This is a genomic window from Halomonas sp. BC04 (assembly GCF_000568385.1).
Map to the genome: position 1 here is coordinate 1 of NZ_AZQX01000097.1, position 16,632 is coordinate 16,632.

Annotated in this window: 14 protein-coding genes and 2 pseudogenes; 9 read left to right on the forward strand and 7 right to left on the reverse strand. The window is 64.6% G+C overall.

Features of this window, described 5'->3' with window-relative positions; genetic code table 11:
- Positions 1 to 236 precede the first annotated feature (236 nt).
- The 3 genes from Q427_RS07155 to Q427_RS33520 all read left to right on the forward strand — a co-directional run bounded on the left by Q427_RS07155 (position 237) and on the right by Q427_RS33520 (position 1,992).
- A complete protein-coding gene (locus Q427_RS07155) occupies positions 237 to 791 on the forward strand; it encodes a hypothetical protein (RefSeq protein ID WP_043512383.1) in 555 nt (184 codons plus the stop codon).
- The gene (locus tag Q427_RS33515; protein WP_231613504.1) at positions 781 to 1,290 is read left to right on the forward strand and encodes an MFS transporter; all 510 of its coding nucleotides are present in this window, start codon (positions 781 to 783) and stop codon (positions 1,288 to 1,290) included. The genes Q427_RS07155 and Q427_RS33515 overlap by 11 nt, the downstream gene beginning before the upstream one ends.
- Before the next feature lie 195 nt (positions 1,291 to 1,485).
- Complete coding sequence (locus tag Q427_RS33520; protein WP_331280563.1) at positions 1,486 to 1,992, forward strand: MFS transporter; 507 nt, start codon at positions 1,486 to 1,488, stop codon at positions 1,990 to 1,992.
- 190 nt (positions 1,993 to 2,182) lie between these two features.
- Here Q427_RS33520 and Q427_RS07165 read toward each other — a convergent pair whose 3' ends face one another.
- Complete coding sequence (locus Q427_RS07165; protein ID WP_043512385.1) at positions 2,183 to 3,070, reverse strand: DMT family transporter; 888 nt, start codon at positions 3,068 to 3,070, stop codon at positions 2,183 to 2,185.
- Positions 3,071 to 3,169: 99 nt separating this feature from the next.
- On the opposite strand from Q427_RS07165, the gene Q427_RS07170 reads away from it, so the two are divergent.
- From Q427_RS07170 to Q427_RS07195, 6 genes are all read left to right on the forward strand, one after another.
- Entirely contained in the window at positions 3,170 to 3,940 is a 771-nt protein-coding gene (locus tag Q427_RS07170) for an ABC transporter ATP-binding protein (protein ID WP_043512388.1), read from the forward strand.
- A 4-nt stretch (positions 3,941 to 3,944) separates the two neighbouring features.
- Positions 3,945 to 6,314, forward strand: coding sequence for an ABC transporter permease (locus tag Q427_RS07175; RefSeq protein WP_043512400.1), 2,370 nt, complete (start codon positions 3,945 to 3,947; stop codon positions 6,312 to 6,314).
- Between the two features lie 13 nt (positions 6,315 to 6,327).
- Complete coding sequence (locus Q427_RS07180) at positions 6,328 to 7,548, forward strand: efflux RND transporter periplasmic adaptor subunit (RefSeq protein ID WP_043512389.1); 1,221 nt, start codon at positions 6,328 to 6,330, stop codon at positions 7,546 to 7,548.
- 64 nt (positions 7,549 to 7,612) lie between these two features.
- The gene (locus Q427_RS07185; RefSeq protein ID WP_043512390.1) at positions 7,613 to 8,665 is read left to right on the forward strand and encodes an asparaginase; all 1,053 of its coding nucleotides are present in this window, start codon (positions 7,613 to 7,615) and stop codon (positions 8,663 to 8,665) included.
- Between the two features lie 112 nt (positions 8,666 to 8,777).
- A complete protein-coding gene (locus Q427_RS07190) occupies positions 8,778 to 9,014 on the forward strand; it encodes a DUF2789 domain-containing protein (RefSeq protein WP_043512392.1) in 237 nt (78 codons plus the stop codon).
- Between the two features lie 68 nt (positions 9,015 to 9,082).
- Positions 9,083 to 10,651, forward strand: a complete 1,569-nt coding sequence (locus Q427_RS07195) for a sensor domain-containing diguanylate cyclase (RefSeq protein ID WP_051496202.1) — start codon at positions 9,083 to 9,085, stop codon at positions 10,649 to 10,651.
- Here the strand turns inward: Q427_RS07195 and Q427_RS07200 are convergent.
- The 6 genes and pseudogenes from Q427_RS07200 to Q427_RS07220 all read right to left on the reverse strand — a co-directional run.
- Entirely contained in the window at positions 10,648 to 11,322 is a 675-nt protein-coding gene (locus Q427_RS07200; RefSeq protein ID WP_043512406.1) for a TVP38/TMEM64 family protein, read from the reverse strand. The two genes, Q427_RS07195 and Q427_RS07200, sit on opposite strands and share 4 nt — an antisense overlap.
- Positions 11,323 to 11,380: 58 nt before the next feature.
- Positions 11,381 to 11,545, reverse strand: a complete 165-nt coding sequence (locus Q427_RS31065; RefSeq protein WP_155833476.1) for a hypothetical protein — start codon at positions 11,543 to 11,545, stop codon at positions 11,381 to 11,383.
- 46 nt (positions 11,546 to 11,591) lie between these two features.
- The gene (locus tag Q427_RS07205) at positions 11,592 to 12,002 is read right to left on the reverse strand and encodes an SRPBCC family protein (protein WP_043512394.1); all 411 of its coding nucleotides are present in this window, start codon (positions 12,000 to 12,002) and stop codon (positions 11,592 to 11,594) included.
- Positions 12,003 to 12,256: 254 nt separating this feature from the next.
- Positions 12,257 to 13,932 (reverse strand): annotated as a pseudogene (gene rpsA, locus Q427_RS07210) (30S ribosomal protein S1).
- Positions 13,933 to 14,111: 179 nt separating this feature from the next.
- A complete protein-coding gene (cmk, locus tag Q427_RS07215; protein WP_043512397.1) occupies positions 14,112 to 14,801 on the reverse strand; it encodes a (d)CMP kinase in 690 nt (229 codons plus the stop codon).
- Positions 14,794 to 16,632 (reverse strand): annotated as a pseudogene (locus Q427_RS07220) (bifunctional prephenate dehydrogenase/3-phosphoshikimate 1-carboxyvinyltransferase); the annotation flags it as partial. The pseudogene Q427_RS07220 and the gene cmk, both read right to left, overlap by 8 nt.

The following is a 16,632-nucleotide window of genomic DNA, read 5'->3' on the forward strand; positions in this document are numbered from 1 at the left end:
ACCGCAGCGGCGACGACAGCCGAGCGCCACGCCGGCGTCGCAGCCGCGGCCAGGGCGCTCGCCAAGCCTGATTCGGCACATGGTAGGGCACAAGGAACTATGGCACTGTAGGGTGCCATTTTTTACTGTGCCGAAACGTACCATGTCTAAACGTCCTATGCCGAAATGTACTGTGCTGATACGGACGGCCCAGGGATGAGCGCGTATCAGCGCGCCGTTTTGGAAATGCCCTGCCAATGCTGAAGTGGTTGACCGGCAAACAGCCCATCCCGGTCTGGGTTATCAAGCAAATCGACGACGGTCTGCTGCACCTTTGCGGACAGGGCACCATCGAGCCGCAAAAAAAACGCAAGGTCGTACTCGCTGAGTTGCAGGAGGGGCGTTACCAGGGTGCTGTGAACATGACCAGCAGCGGGCTAGTCCTGAACGCTCGCCTGTTTGCCGCACTGGTGCCGCTGGAGTCGATGGAGCTCGATGCCCAGGCCCAGGCTCACTGGCAGGGGCGCACCTGGCATGTCTCACAGGTGCCCCAACGCTGCTGGACCTTCGATGGAGCCTTGGTCCCACAGCGTCAGCGGCAAGGCGACCAGGAACTGCTGATCAGCACGGAGGATATCTCCGGCATTCGTCGTCAGGTCAAAGCCAACCTGGACCCCGGCGTGGTGAAATTCAGCTCCCCCGGCGCCAGCGAGGATCCCTTGATTGCACCCCGCGACGGCGAGCATACCAAATCGTCAAATTCGCCCAGGCAGCCGCCCAAGGGGCGTGGATGGCGAGGCGATGACAACTGATACCAGCCGTCAAACCGCTCGCATGGTGCTCTTCCTGTTCCTGATGGTACTGGTCGGCCTCAATCTGAGACCTGCCCTCTCCTCCCTTGCTCCACTGCTGATCCGCCTCCAACTGGACACCGGCCTCTCACCGCTGGCCATTGGTGCGCTCACCACCCTGCCCGTTCTCTGCCTCGGCATCTTTGCCCCCCTGGCCCCCTGGCTCGCCAAGCGACTGGGGCCCGAGAACACCATGACGCTGGCACTCGGCGCCTTGATCACCGGGCTGTTGCTTCGCGGCATGCCGGTAACCGCGTTACTTTTCGCCGGCACCCTGCTCGTGGGTGCCGCCATCGGGGTCGCCGGGACACTGCTGCCGGCCCTGGTCAAGCGCGAGATACCCGCCGGCGCCGACCTGATGACCGGCGTCTACACCATGGCCCTGTGCCTGGGGGGCGCCCTCGGCGCCGGGTTGAGCATTCCGCTGGCTGAGCTCCTGGACAGCTGCGCCTCAGCCTGATCAGTTGGTCGCTGCTGGGCGTGACGGCGCTGCTGGCCTGGGTCACACTCATGCCGCGAACCCGAAGGGGGACCCTGTGCCCGCGGGAGGCGGCTCCTTTCGCCAGCTGCTCTCCCAGCCCCTCGCCTGGCACGTCATGCTCTACATGGGGACCCAGTCGTCGCTGGCCTATATCGTCTTTGGCTGGCTACCCACCTGCTGCAGACCCGAGGCTACGGGGAGTCGGAAGCCGGCTGGATGATGGGTGCCTCGGTCATGGTGCAGCTCATCTCGGCCTTGGGAGCACCCTGGCTGGCACGCTTCAGCCGTGACCAACGGCCGGCACTGATGCTGGTGCTGGGCTGTGTCGCAGCCGGCCTCTGGCTGCTATTGCTCGGCCCCACGAGCTGGCGCTGGACAGGGGTGGTACTGCTGGGGCTTGGCCAGGGTGGCTGCTTCAGCCTGGCATTGACACTGATCGTGCTGCGCACCGCTAATTCGCGCCTGGCAGGGAAACTCTCCGGCCTGGCCCAGGGCGGCGGCTATACCCTGGCCGCCACGGGGCCACTGGCGGTCGGGGTCCTGCTTCAGTTCGATGTCAGCCTGACCCTCCTCACCACCGTCCTGCTGTTGATCATCGCGGTATCCGCCATCTTCGCCCTGCTGGCCGGTCGCAACCGCCGCCTGGATGTGGATGAGACCGGCCGGCTGGTGACACGCTAAGCTTGTTCTTGGCGGAGGCTGCGGCGTTAGCTGTTACCACCAACGCCGAGCAACACCGCCGGGAGGCCTGCGGCCTCCAGTCGTGAGCTGAAGCTACTCCAACATTAGAGAAAGCAGCTGTAGGAGCGCTCGGTTCGGCGCCCCGAGTCCCCATCGCGACTGGCGCCGCAGGCGCTTGGCCGAGGCCCCACTAACGACGCTGGGAAATGGCCACGCCCACCAGGATCAGTACCAGCGCAAGCAGGTGATTCCACTCCGGCCGCTCGCCCAGGAAGAGGATGCCGATGACTACCGCCCAGAGCGGGATCAGGTAGTTGATCAGCGAAAGGAAGGTAGGCCCCGCTGCGGCCACCAGGGTGAAGAAGACCACGCTGCCCAGCGCCGTGCAGATGATGCCCAGCACCAGCACCGCCCAGAGCGCCCCCGCTGAAAGCGAGAGCCCTGACGCCCCTTCGCCCAGATAGGGCGTCACCGCCAGCGGCAGGGTCAAGAGCCAGGCCATGCCCAGTACCAGCGCCGAGGTCGACCAGGCATCGCTGTCCGGTTTGTGGCGAGACACGATGGCGTTGACGGCATAGCAGCAGGCCGCCAGCAGCACCGCGAGCTGTGCCATCAACGTCTCGCCGTGCCCGCCAAGCTCGCGGATTGCAGCGGGCCCGATCAGCGCCAGGATACCGACAAAGCCGATGGTGAACCCGAGCAGGCGCTGGCGGGTCAGCGTTTCACCGGCGACCAGGAAGTGGGCCAACACCAGGGTCACCAGCGGCATCACCGCCATCAGGATCCCGGCCAGGCCACTATCGATACGCTGCTGCCCCCAGCTGATCAGCAGGAAGGGGGCCATGTTGCCGATCACCGCAATGGAGAGCATGAAGGCCCAGACTCGGCGTCCCCGCGGCCAGGGTCGCCCCAGCAGCAGCACCAGCATCAACAGCCCCAGGGCTGCCACCATGTTGCGCCCGGCCACCACCATGGCCGGGGTCAGCTCAGCCACGGCAATCCGGGTCAGCGCGAAAGAGCTGCCCCAGAGGACGGCCAGCGCCACCAGCAGCACCCAGTGCGACAAGGGCCGTTTCATTCGCTCACTCTCCCTGCTGACATTCCTTGATCCTTATCACGTGCGATGCGACTCACCGTTTTCCGATCGCCATTCTCAATACCCTGCCCTGCACGCACCATGCATAATGCCCATAGCCCCCGAACCCAGCAGGCAAGCGATGCACGACCAGTCACAGCCGGTCTTCCAGACCCACGGCTCAAGCGCTTCTACCGCATGGGCGACGTGACCATCCAGGCGCTGCGCGGCGTCGATCTCGAGCTGTATGCCGGCGAACTGGTGGTGATGCTGGGCGCCTCCGGCTCGGGCAAGTCCACCCTGCTCAATATCATGGGCGGCCTGGACAGCCCCAGCGAAGGCAGCCTTAGCTATATCGACCGCAACAGGGACGACCACGACCTGACCCATGCCAGCCAGCGGACGCTCACCGAGTACCGCCGCCACCATGTCGGCTTCGTCTTCCAGTTCTACAACTTGATATCGAGCCTGACGGCCCGCGAGAACGTCGCCATCGTCACCGACATCAGCCGCGACCCCATGGCACCCGAGGAGGCACTGGGCATGGTCGGGTTGGAGGCACGACTGGACCACTTCCCCTCCCAGCTCTCCGGCGGCGAGCAGCAGCGCGTCGCCATTGCCAGGGCCATTGCCAAGCGTCCGGAAGTGCTGCTCTGCGATGAACCCACCGGGGCGCTCGACTTTCGCACCGGGATTCGCGTGCTGGAAGTCCTGGAGGAGATCAATCGCACCACCGGCACGACCCTGGCCATCATCACCCACAACGAGGTGATCGGCGAGATGGCCGACCGGGTGATACGGCTGCGTGACGGCCAGGTGGGCGATATACATTCCAATGCCGGGCGTCGGCCGCCGGGCGAGCTGCGCTGGTGATGGCATGACGCTCGCCACCCTCCACTGGAAGCTGCTGCGCGACCTGCTTCGGCTCAAGGGACAGGCGCTGGCCATCGCCGTGGTCATCGCCAGCGGCGTGATGACACTGGTGATGTCGCTGACCGTCCTGGAAGCACTGACCGGCTCCCGCGACCGCTTCTACGCCAGCCACCACTACCCCGACCTCTTCATTGACGTCAAGCGAGCCCCGCTGGGCCTGCTGGAGCAACTCGAAACCCTGGACGGCGTGAGCCGAATGGAACCCCGCGTACGTGCCCCTGTGCGCCTGGCCGTCACCGGATTCGACGATCCGGTGCGTGGCGTGATGCTCTCCCTGCCCGATGGGCGCCAACCCAACCTCAACCGCCTGCACCTGCTGGCCGGTAGCCTACCGGAGGTGGGACGCAGCGACCAGGCCGTGGTCAGCGACGCCTTTGCCGAGGCGCATGGGCTGGCCCCTGGGGATACCCTCGAAGCGATCATCGACGGTCGCAAGACTCGCCTGGTCTTGAGTGGCATCGCACGTAGCCCCGAGGTCATCTACCAGGCGGCTCCCACTGATATGCTGCCGGATTATCACCGCTATGCCACGCTATGGATGAACCAGCGCGCCCTGGCCAGCGCCTACGGCATGGAGGGCGCCTTCAACCAGCTCCTGGTGACATTGCAAGCCGGCGCCGACGCCGAGACCCTGATCGATGAGCTCGACCTGATCCTGGCCCGCTACGGCAGCACCGGCACCCAGACCCGGCATGACCAGCAGTCGCATCGCTTCCTCGAGGAGGAGCTGGCCCAGCAGCGAGCCCAGGCGGCGATACTACCCACGATCTTTCTCGCCGTTTCCGCGTTCCTGCTCAATGTGGTGATGGCCCGTATCATCCAGACCCAGCGTGAGTCGCTGGCGATGCTCAAGGCCTTCGGCTATCGCAACGGCGAACTGGCCCGGCACTATGGCTGGCTTGCCGCTGCCATCGTGCTGCTCGGATGGGCCGCGGGTGTGCTGTTAGGAGCCTGGTCGGCACGGGGGCTGGCCGGTATCTACAGCGACTACTTCCGCTTCCCCGAGATGCATTTCCGTGTGCCCACCAGGTCCATGGCCCTGGCACTGGCCGTTGCCGGGCTGGCTGCCCTGACAGGGACCTGGCACGCGGTATGGCGGGCGGTCCGGGAACCCCCTGCAGAAGCCATGCGCCCCCCGGCCCCGCAACGCTTTCGCCGCACCTGGATGGAACGCTCACCGCTCGGCCGGGCGCTGGGCAACGAGTCACGAATCATCCTGCGCCACCTGCTGCGCCACCCTACCAAGGCGACACTCTCGGTGACCGGCATCGCCCTGTCGGCGGGTCTGCTGATGATGGGTGCGTACCAGCTCAGCGCCGTGGACAAGATGCTCGACCTGCAATACCGCCAAGTCATGCGCATGGATATCGAACTGACCTTCGGCGAGGTGACACCGGCTCGAGCAGTGGGCGAGCTGCGTCATCTGCCCGGCGTGCTGGCCGTGGAAGCCTGGCGCCGGGTTCCCGTCACTCTCAGCCATGGACACCGGGAGTACCGCACCAGCCTGCTGGGGATGGACGAGCAGCCCCACCTGCGACAGGTACTGGATGCCCGGGAGCGCTCCCAGAAAATCCCCGCAGAGGGCGTCATGCTGACCCGCTTCCTGGCCGATTATCTCCAGGCGGAAGTGGGCGATACGCTGCAGGTAGCGGTGATGGAGGGCCGGCGTCAAAATCTCCAACTAACGCTGACGGCGCTGGTGGACGAACCCATCGGCGTCGGCGCCTACCTGCAACGGGATACCCTCAATGCTCTGCTCGGCGAGGGACCGGCCATCAGCGGTGCCTGGCTGCTGGTCGACGGCGACCGACAGGGGGCACTGAACGAGGCGCTGAATCGCATGCCTGCCGTGGCCGGGATCGGCCTGCTGGCGGTGGCCGAACGCGGCATTCGGGATTACATGGACGAGACCATCCTGATGATCGCCCTGGTCTTCGTTGCCCTGGCCGCGTCCATCGCCTTCGGTGTGGTCTACAACAACGCTCGCATCGCCTTCGCCGAGCGGGCAAGAGAGCTCGCCACGCTGCGGGTGCTGGGCTACAGCCGCACCGAGGTCGCGCGGATACTGCTCGGCGAGATCGCCCTGATCACGGCCCTTGCGATACCGCTGGGCTGGCTGTTCGGTACCGGCTTCAGTGCGCTGCTCAACCGGGCCTTCACCAACGATCTCTTCCGGGTACCCATGGTTCTGACCTCTCATGCATTCGGCTTCGCCGCCGCTGGCGTGATAGCCGCCTCCGCGGTGGTTGCGGTACTGGTGATCCGGCGCCTGGGGCGCCTGGACATGGTCACCGCCTTGAAAGCCGTGGAGTAGACAAGGAACGACAATGACAACCAACAAGAACGCGCCACGAATCATCAAGCGTCTGGGCATCACTGCCCTGGGCCTTGCCATCATCGGCGCGCTGGCATGGGCGCTGTGGCCCACCCCGGTCAGCGTCAACAGCGTCACGGTGCAACGCGCCCCCTTCAGCGAAACGGTGACCGAAGAGGGCCGCACCCGGCTGCGGGATACCTGGAATGTCACTTCGCCCATCGCCGGCTACCTGCAGCGCGTCAACCTCGAAGTCGGCGACACGGTGACGGAAGGCGACATCCTGTTTCGCCTGGAGCCGAGCCCGGCGCCGGCACTGGATGCCCGCTCCCGCCAGCAGGCCGAAGACAACCTGCAGGCGGCACAGGCCAGATGGCAGGCGGCACAGGCCAATCTGGAGACCGCTCGGGCCGACCGCCGCTTCGCCGAAGCGGAGTATCAGCGATACCGCCAGCTTCACGAGCGCAACCTGGTTTCCACCGCCGAGCTGGAGCATCGCCAGAACCAGCGCGACCGCCAGCGGGCCCTGGAGAACTCGGCCGCCTCCCACGTCGAAGTGGCGCGCTTCGAAGTCGAGGCGGCGCGGGCCATGCTCGACATCGCCAGCGGCCAACGTGGCGGACCCAACGATGCCGCCGAACTGGCAATACGTGCTCCCGTTACGGGCCAGGTCCTGACCCTGCATCGATGCTGTGAAGGCAGCGTGGCCGCCGGCGAACCGATCCTGCAACTGGGGCGGCCGGCTGATCTTGAAGTGCAGGTGGACCTGATCTCCATGGACGCGGTGCGGCTGCGTCCGGGCATGCCGGTTCGCCTCAGCGGCTGGGGGGGAGATCCCCTGCAGGGAGAGGTCAGGCGCGTCGAGCCGGCGGGCTTTACCCGCATCTCGGCACTTGGGGTGGACGAGCAGCGCGTGCCGGTTATCGTCGCGTTCAGCGACAGTGTCGATCCAGCCTCCCTGGGCCTGGGAAAGGGGTTCCGTATCGATGCCGAGTTCCTGATCTGGCATGACGATGATGTCCTGCAGATTCCCACTGGCGCCCTGTTCCGACACCGGGGGGAATGGGCCGTCTTTGTCATCGAGGAGGGGCGTGCCGTACGCAGACTGCTCGAGATCGGCCGCCGCCAGGGAATGATCACGCAAGTGCTGGCGGGGCTAGTGGAGGGTGAGTCGGTCATCAATCACCCAGGTGAGCAGGTCGCCGATGGCGTGAGGGTCAGCGCCGAGGAGTGAGACTGTGTTGCAATAGCGCTATCATGCGGCTTTCACTTCGTCACCGTGACTGCCAGGAGCCGACATGACCGCGCCCTTCTCCGCCGATCGCCCCGTGCTGGTTCTCTACGCTGGCGGCACCCTGGGCATGGTAGCCTCCCCCCGAGGCCTGGCCGCCGGCGGTAATATGAACGCTCGCCTGCGCAGCGCCCTTGCCACCCTGCCCCCGACGCGCCAGGCGCGCCTGCCGGCATTCGTCGTCAAGGAAACTGACGAGCCCATCGACTCCAGCGCTGCCACCGCCATGGACTGGCAGCGCCTTGGCCATACCATCGCCAAGGCACTACCCGACTACGCCGGCGTGGTGGTGCTCCACGGCACCGACACCCTGGCGTGGACAGCCGCTAGCCTTGCCTACCAGCTCCAGGGCCTGGACCGCCCGGTGATTGTTACCGGCGCCATGCGGCCGCTCGAAGCGCAGTACAGCGATGCCCTGGCCAACGTGGAGCTGGCACTTCGCTTCGCCACCGAGCCACGCCTGCAGGAAGTGTCCGTGGCCTTCGCCGACAAGCTGTTTCGCGGGGTGCGCACCCGCAAGCGGCATAGCGAAGCCAGCGATGCCTTTGCCAGCCCCAACTACCCACTGCTGGGAGAACGGGTCGGCGATGACACCGTGATCTACCCCGCCCGTGGGTTGGAAGCGCAGCAGCGTGGCGCTCCCCGTTTCGAGCTGCCCGACTATGCCGCCCTGGCGGCCGGCGGTGTAGCTCGCATCGTCCTGTGGCCCGGCATCCAGGCCTGGCAACTGGCAACCTGGCTAGAGGACAACCGGGTCCAAGGGGCACTGCTGGAAGTGTGGGGAGGTGGCAACGCGCCGGAGGACCCGGCACTGCTGGGGGTGCTGGCCAAGGCCACCGGTGAAGGGAAGCTGTTGGCGGCAGTCACCCAATGCCCCCATGGAGGTATCGCCATCGGTCAATACGCCGCCGGCCTGGGGCTGGCTGAGGCCGGTGTACTCTCAGGGGATGCCATGACACCCGAAGCGGCGCTGACCAAGCTGGTCCACCTGCTGGCACAGCCCCTGGATGAGCGCGAACGCAAGCGACGTTTTCTCACGGCGCTGGTGGGTGAGCGTTGATAATACGCTGTTCAATGTCCTGGCAGCGTTGAAGTGTGCAGCATGAGCGGTGCCAAACCGGCTGCCGTTTTGGTACTCTTCGTTTGCGTATCGTTTGCCTAGGGGACAAACCATGGAAAAGCCTGTTCACCACTTTGCCGAGCTCTTCGAGCAGTTGGGTCTTCCTGCCGATGATGCCTCCATCAGGGACTTCATCGAGCGTCACGCGCCGCTGCAGGAAACCATACAGCTACACGAAGCGCCCTTCTGGAACGAATCCCAGGCCGCATTCATTCATGATGCGCTGGAGGAAGACGCCGACTGGGCCGAAGTGGTCGATCACCTGGACGCATCGCTGCGAAAAAAGTAACTTACTTGACCATTTGATTATGTTAACTTAAGAAAAACAACAAACAACTGTTTAAATCAGGAGTTAGCATGCCGACCGATAGGATGTCGACCACCGAATCCGATAGCGTTATTGGCCTGACAACTCCTGCGCTCCCCCCACTTCCCGACACCCTTCGCCTGCGCCTGGGCGACTGTCGGACACTGCCAAGCCTGCCCGCCGCCGCGGCCCGGGTAATCGGTCTGGCCCGGGCACCGGAGCCCCGTCTTGCCGACTTCGCCACCGCGATTGAGCAGGATCCGGCGTTGACGCTCAGGTTGCTTTCGATGGCCAACAGCGCCTACTTTTCTCGCGGCGGCAATCGTGTCGTCACCTGCCACGATGCCGTTTCGCGACTGGGCCTTGACGCCACCCTGGCTGCAGCGATGAGCTTCGGCCTGCCCCGCCCCGGCGCCAGCGACGAACTCGAATACGACTATCTGTGGCAACGCTCCATCATCGCCGCACTGGCCGCCCAACAGTTGGCCGAACAACTCTGCCCAGCAGAAGCGGGCCAACTGTTCACCACCGGCTTGATCCAGGATATCGGCATCCTCACCCTCGAGGCCGTGGACGCCGATCGCTACGCCAACCATGTCCCAAGCCTGCGCAACCACGACAAGTTGCGCGAAACCGAGCATCGGCTCTATGGCTGCGATCATTCACTGGTGGGCGCCTGGCTTGCCCTCAGCTGGGGTGTGCCCGCCTCGATGGCAGCCGGGATCGCGGAGAGCCATGGCCCATTGGAGGATGGCAACCCGAAACGCCTCTGCCTGCGCCTCTCCTGTCGTATCGCCGATGGCTGGCTTGCCCATGCGCCGGCTGCCGCCTTCAGTGACCTGCTACACCAGCTGGCACTGCTGGAGTCGCTGGATATCGCCATGCTGGTCTCCGTTCTGGAGGACCTCCAACAACGCCTGCCAACCCTGGCCAAGCTATTCGAGATCACCTGCCCCCCCGAGATCAACAGCACCCTTTTGCTGGCCGAAGCCAAGGAGTTGCTCTTCGAACAGAACCTGCTGCTCAATCAGCGGCTTGCCGATCAGCGCCATGAACTGGAGTCGCTGCTGGCCCGCCATGACGCGCTCGACGAACAGCACCGCATGGACCACCTGACCCGGCTGGCCAACCGGCCCTGGCTGGAAAAGTTGCTGGTCCAGCACTTTGACAATGCGCAGCTGGGCAACCGACCACTGTCCGTCATGTTCATCGATCTGGATCACTTCAAGCGCATCAATGACCTCTATGGCCACCGCTTCGGCGACGAAGTGCTGATTCGCTTCGCTTCCGCACTGGAAAACATGGTTCGGGAAGATGATATCGCCGGCCGCTATGGCGGTGAGGAGTTCCTGGTGATCATGCCCAACACCCGCCGGGATCAGGCCAGCCGGCTGGGCGACCGCATCCGCCACTACCTGGCTTCGCAACCCCTGGCTCAGACCGAGGGCGATCCCCTGCACGTGACCGCTTCCATCGGTATCGCTTCACTGGAGGACACCGAGTTCGACACCGTCAGCGCCATGGTCGATGCGGCGGACAAGGCGATGTATGGCGTCAAGCACGATGGACGTGACGGCGTGGCGCATTATGAAGCATCGGATCGAGGCCAGGCGGGCTAGACACCCCGGCCCTCTTCCACACGGCGCCGCATCCAGGCACCGACCAGCAGCAGCAGGGCCAGGGCCACCAGCGGCAGCACGATATCCGCACTGATCGCATTTTCCCCCCTTCCCACAGCCTCCAGCGTGCTATGGATGGCGCTGGCGTAGACCGCCCACTTGATGCCGAGCCCCACCACGGCAGCCACCACGAAGGTACGCAGCGGCAGGCGACGCAGCCCGGCGGCGAAATTGATCACTGAATGGGGAAACCCCGGCAGCACACGCAGGGCGCACTGGGTGAGAAAGTCGCTGCGCTTCTCCAGCATGCGCATGATCTTGCGGGTCAGGCCCTTGGGGCTCCAATGCTCACCCACCCTGGCGGCCAAGTGATAGGCACCCAACGCACCACCTACGCTGCCGAGTATCAGCATGGGGGTGGCCACCTGTGGCGGATAGAAGGGAGCGATAAGCCATAGCCCGATGCTGCCAGGCAAGCCAAAGGCAAGCGTGACGGCCATGATGGCGATGACGCTGATGATTGTCAGCGGATGGTGTGAAGCCTCTTCGGCCCAATGCTTGACGGCAAGGAGGTCGGGCGAATGCCATATCCACAGATAACCGGCCATGAGCAGGCTTGCGCCGACGGCGACCAGTCGCCACCGTCGGCGCAATGAGGTGTCTTGCTGCATTAGCTTGTCTCGCTCGACCTTGGAAAAGGCCATATGGTGCCATGCGACACTGCTTGGGTCACGCGCCGAGCTCACCCTCTCGACCCAGTGACGGCACATTGCCGGAAGAGCCTTCCGGCGCATCCTCCAGTCGCGGCATGGCCGCCACACGCAGGTCCACGTAACGCAGCAGCCCTAGCTGGAGCACCAGCAGGGTCAAACACCAAAGCAGCCCCTTTACCATCGAAGTGTCCTCGAATGAGGCCGGCGGCCTCGTCGATTCGATTGAATCACAACTTGGCTTCCACGCGCTCGAGAATTTGACGGCTAACCTTGTTGACCAGCGGCCTGGCAGCTCGCGTGACCGCCTTCTCCACCATGCGGTTGCGAATGGCATAGGTGACGCTGAGCGCCACCCGGGTACCTTCCGCGACCGGCGTCAGCCGATAGCAGCCCTGGTTACGCACCCCCTCCAGGGACTCCCAGGCGAGCGTTTCGGGCGCCTGCTTCTCGGTAATCTCCACATCGAAGGTCCAATCCATGCCAACGGCACGAACGTGCCAACGGTAGCGTTCACCGCCCAGTGGCTCGATCGCCCGGATCATGTCGGAGTACTCCACGAAATCTTCTACCCGCTCCAGCAACGCAAAGACACGCTCCGGCGAGGCCTTGAGAATTGCAGTGTGTTCAATGGTGGCCATGGCGGCTCCCTGGACTCCGGATTGACGCTGGTCATTCACCCAAGAGTTGCAGGGTACCCCCCTGCCCCCTTTCAAGCTACCGTCAATGCATAATGTGCCGTACCGTGGGACACGCCACTGCCCGGTTGGCCGGCAGGGTCATCCTCCAGTCGAGCGGCGCAAACCAGCTGCGCAAGAAAACGCCGCCCCGGATTGCCGGGGCGGCGTTCTTGTCAACCGTTCCTGACGGCCCCGAATGATCGGGGCCGAGGGGATCAGTCCTGACCCATCTGCTGCTTGATCAGGTCGCCGATGGTGGTCGGACCACCAGCTTCGGGCGACTCTTCACGCAGCTTCTTCAGGTTCTGACGGGTGTCGTCCTGATCCTTGGCCTTGATCGAAAGGCTGATCGCACGGTTCTTGCGATCGACGCTGACGATGCGGGCTTCGACGGTATCGCCTTCGCTCAGCACGTTGCGGGCATCTTCGACGCGGTCGGCGCTGATCTCGGAAGCCTTGAGGATGGCAACGACGTCGGTCGCCAGCTCAACGTGAGCTTCCTTGGCATCGACTTCGACCACACGACCGGAGACGATGGAGCCCTTGTCGTTGACCGACAGGTACTCGGCCACCGGGTCGGAATCGAGCTGCTTGATGCCCAGCGAAATGCGCTCGCGCTCCGGATCGATGGAGAGGATGACGGCCTCGGCTTCGTCGCCCTTCTTGAAGCGACGCACGGCTTCTTCACCGGTCTCGGACCAGGAGAGGTCGGAGAGGTGAACCAGGCCGTCGATACCGCCTTCCAGGCCGATGAAGATACCGAAGTCGGTGATCGACTTGATGGTACCGGAGACCCGGTCGCCCTTGTTGTACTGGGCGTTGAAGGTTTCCCACGGATTCGCGGTGCACTGCTTGATACCCAGGGAGATACGACGACGCTCTTCGTCGATATCCAGGATCATGACATCCACTTCGTCGCCGATGTTGACGACCTTGGAGGGGTGGATGTTCTTGTTGGTCCAGTCCATTTCGGAGACGTGAACCAGACCCTCGACGCCCTCTTCCAGCTCGGCGAAGCAGCCGTAGTCAGTGAGGTTGGTGACGCGAGCCGTGACAACGGTACCCTCGGGGTAGCGATCCTTGATGTTGACCCAGGGATCTTCGCCCAGCTGCTTCAGGCCCAGGGAGACACGGTTGCGCTCGCGGTCGAACTTGAGCACCTTGACGTTGATCTCGTCGCCCACGGCCACGATCTCGCTCGGATGCTTGATGCGCTTCCAGGCCATGTCGGTGATGTGGAGCAGGCCATCGACGCCGCCAGATCGACGAAGGCACCGTAGTCGGTCAGGTTCTTGACGATACCCATGATCTGCTGGCCTTCCTGCAGGGTGGCCAGCAGGGCTTCACGCTCGGCACTGTTCTCGGCTTCGAGAACGGCACGGCGGGAAACCACGACGTTGTTGCGCTTCGGGTCGAGCTTGATGACCTTGAAGTCGAGTTCCTTGTGCTCCAGGTGCGTGGTGTCGCGCACCGGACGCACGTCCACCAGGGAACCCGGCAGGAAGGCACGAATGGAGTCGATATCGACGGTAAAACCGCCTTTTACCTTGCCGTTGATCACGCCCTTGACGATCTCTTCCTTCTCGAAGGCCGCTTCCAGCACCTTCCAGGCTTCGGCACGCTTGGCCTTCTCGCGAGACAGGCGCGTCTCGCCGAAACCGTCTTCGACGGCTTCCAGGGCGACGCTGACTTCGTCGCCGATCGCAATGTTCAGTTCGCCACTTTCGTCGCGGAACTGAGCCACGGGAATCTGCCCTTCGGACTTCAGGCCGGCATTGACGGTGACCCAGTCACCTTCGATGTCGACAACAGTGGCCGTGACGATGGCGCCCGGCTCCATGTTGATGTCCTGGAGTGACTGTTCAAACAGTTCAGCAAAGCTTTCGCTCATGATTTTCCTACGTGATCAACGGTGTTGAGGCGTTGCCGCCTTCTCCGCACCACCAGCAAGTGCGGGCCTAATTTGCCAAACCCCCGGGGATGTTAACGCCGGTTCGACCTGGACGAGCTTTCAGTGAAAGGGCTGCTCGGCCATGCCATCACATCCTGACGGGGGCGCCGCAAGGGAGATCAAGTCAGCCGGGTGAGGCCGCGTTCGGCCAGCCACTCCGTCAACCGTTCCACCACTTCCGGTATACCCAGGCTCGTGGTATCCAGCTCGATGGCGTCATCGGCCGGTACGAGCGGAGCCACGCTGCGCTGCATGTCGCGTGCATCGCGCGCCTGAATCTCCTTCAAAAGACTCGATAGACTAGCATCCACCCCGGCTTCCTGCAACTGAAGGTGGCGCCTTCGCGCACGCTCTTCCGGGCTCGCCGTGAGGAACACCTTGAGCTCGGCATCGGGGAAAACCACCGTGCCCATGTCGCGGCCATCCGCCACCAGCCCGGGGAGCTGGCGGAAATCGCGTTGACGTTGCAGCAACGCCTGGCGAACGGCAGGCAGCGCAGCCACCCGTGAGGCGGCATCGCCCACCGGCTCGGTGCGGATATCGCGGCTGACGTCATCCCCCTCAAGCATGACCCGGGTGGCGTCACCCTCGACGAGGAACACCACGTCGAGGGCGGCGGCGACCCGTTCCAGTGCCGCCTCGTCATCCAGCGCCACATCGCGCCGCATCGCGGCCAGGGCCGTGAGACGATAGAGCGCCCCGCTGTCCAGCAGGTGCCAGCCGAGCCGATCGGCGATCAGGCGGCTGATGGTGCCCTTGCCCGCCCCGCCGGGGCCATCCACGGTCAGCACCGCGGCCTTGTCACGCATTCGACACCTCCGTCTCTTCGCTGACCTGCAGGCCAACGGTGCGGGCCAGCTCGACGAAGCCCGGAAACGAGGTCGCCACGTTGGCGCAGTCGTCGATGACGATCTCGTCACCGGCACGCAGCGAGGCGATCACGAAAGCCATGGCAATGCGGTGATCGCCGAGGCTGTGGATTCGCCCGCCGCCGTAGGCGACCTCGCGCTCCCCGGCACCGACGATATCGATGCCGTCTTCCACCACGGTATGCTCGACGCCGATGGTCGCCAGGCCGTCGGCCATGGCCTGGATGCGGTCGGACTCCTTGACTCGCAGCTCCTCCGCCCCGCGCAGACGGGTGGTGCCGGCGGCATTGGCGGCGGCGATGAACAGCGCCGGGAACTCGTCGATGGCCAGCGGCACCTGATCCAGGGGAATGTCGATACCGTGAAGCGGCGCATAGCGGATATGCAGGTCGGCGACCGGCTCGCCGCCCACTTCATGCTCATTGGCCAGCCACAGGTCGGCACCCATCAGCTTGAGGATGTTGATCACGCCGATGCGGGTGGGGTTGATGCCGACGTGCTCGAGCACCAGGTTCGACCCCGGTGAAATCGCCGCCGCGACCAGGAAGAAGGTGGCCGAGGAAATATCCGAGGGCACATCGATGGGTGCTGCGGTGAGCTTGCCGCCACCCTGGAGCCAGCAGGTATCCCCCTCGCGCTGGACCTCATAGCCGAAGCCGGTCAGCATGCGCTCGGTGTGGTCGCGGGTGGGAGCGGGTTCACGCACCCGGGTCTCGCCCTCGGCATACAGGCCGGCGAGCAGCAGGCAGGACTTCACCTGGCGCTGGCCATGGGCATGTCGTAGTCGATGCCCTTGAGTGCCTGCCCGCCGCGGATCTTCAGCGGCGGACGTCCGCCTTCGGCGGTCTCGATCACCGCACCCATCAGCCGCAGCGGGTCAGCCACGCGCCCCATGGGTCGCTTGGTCAACGAGGCGTCACCGATCAGCTCGGTGTCGAAGGCCTGCCCCGCCAGCAGGCCGGAGAAGAGGCGCATGGCGGTGCCGGCATTGCCGACATAGAGCGGTCCCGATGGCGCCTTGAGCCCGTGCATGCCGACGCCATGCACGGTGACGCGCCCCTGGTGGGGGCCTTCGATGGCCACTCCCATCTCGCGGAAGGCCTGCAGGGTCGCCAGGCTGTCCTCCCCCTCCAGGAAGCCCTTCACCTCGGTGATGCCCTCGGCCAACGCGCCTAGCATGATCGAGCGGTGGGAAATGGACTTGTCGCCGGGTACGCGAATGCGGCCGGAAACGTGTCCGCCAGGAACGGTCCGGAAAGTGAGTTTCTCTTGTGATTCCATCTGGTATTCCACCTGATAACTGGTCTGATTCAGGAGCGAGTCGAAATAGTGTCGCGCATGGCTGGCCCGGTCGAAGATGGCGAGCATGGCATCGCCATCGCCGGTTTCCACGGCATGGCGAAGCCGCGCCACACCGGCCTCGAAGTCATCCAGGGAAGCCAGGACGGCCTCACGATTGGCAACGAAGATATCTCGCCACATCACCGGATCGCTGCCGGCGATGCGGGTAAAGTCGCGAAAGCCGCCGGCGGCGTAGCGGAAGATCTCCAGGCGTTCGTCCTGACGTGCCAGGGTATCCACCAGCGAGAAAGCCAGCAGGTGCGGCAGGTGGCTGGTGCGTGCCAGCACCTGGTCATGGCGCTCGACATCCATCTCCAGCACCTGGGCCCGGCACGCCTGCCATAGCGCGCGGACCCGGGCAACGGCTGCCGGTGCCGTCTCGGCACTGGGCGTGAGGATCACCTTGTGATTGACGTAGAGCCGCGGGTTC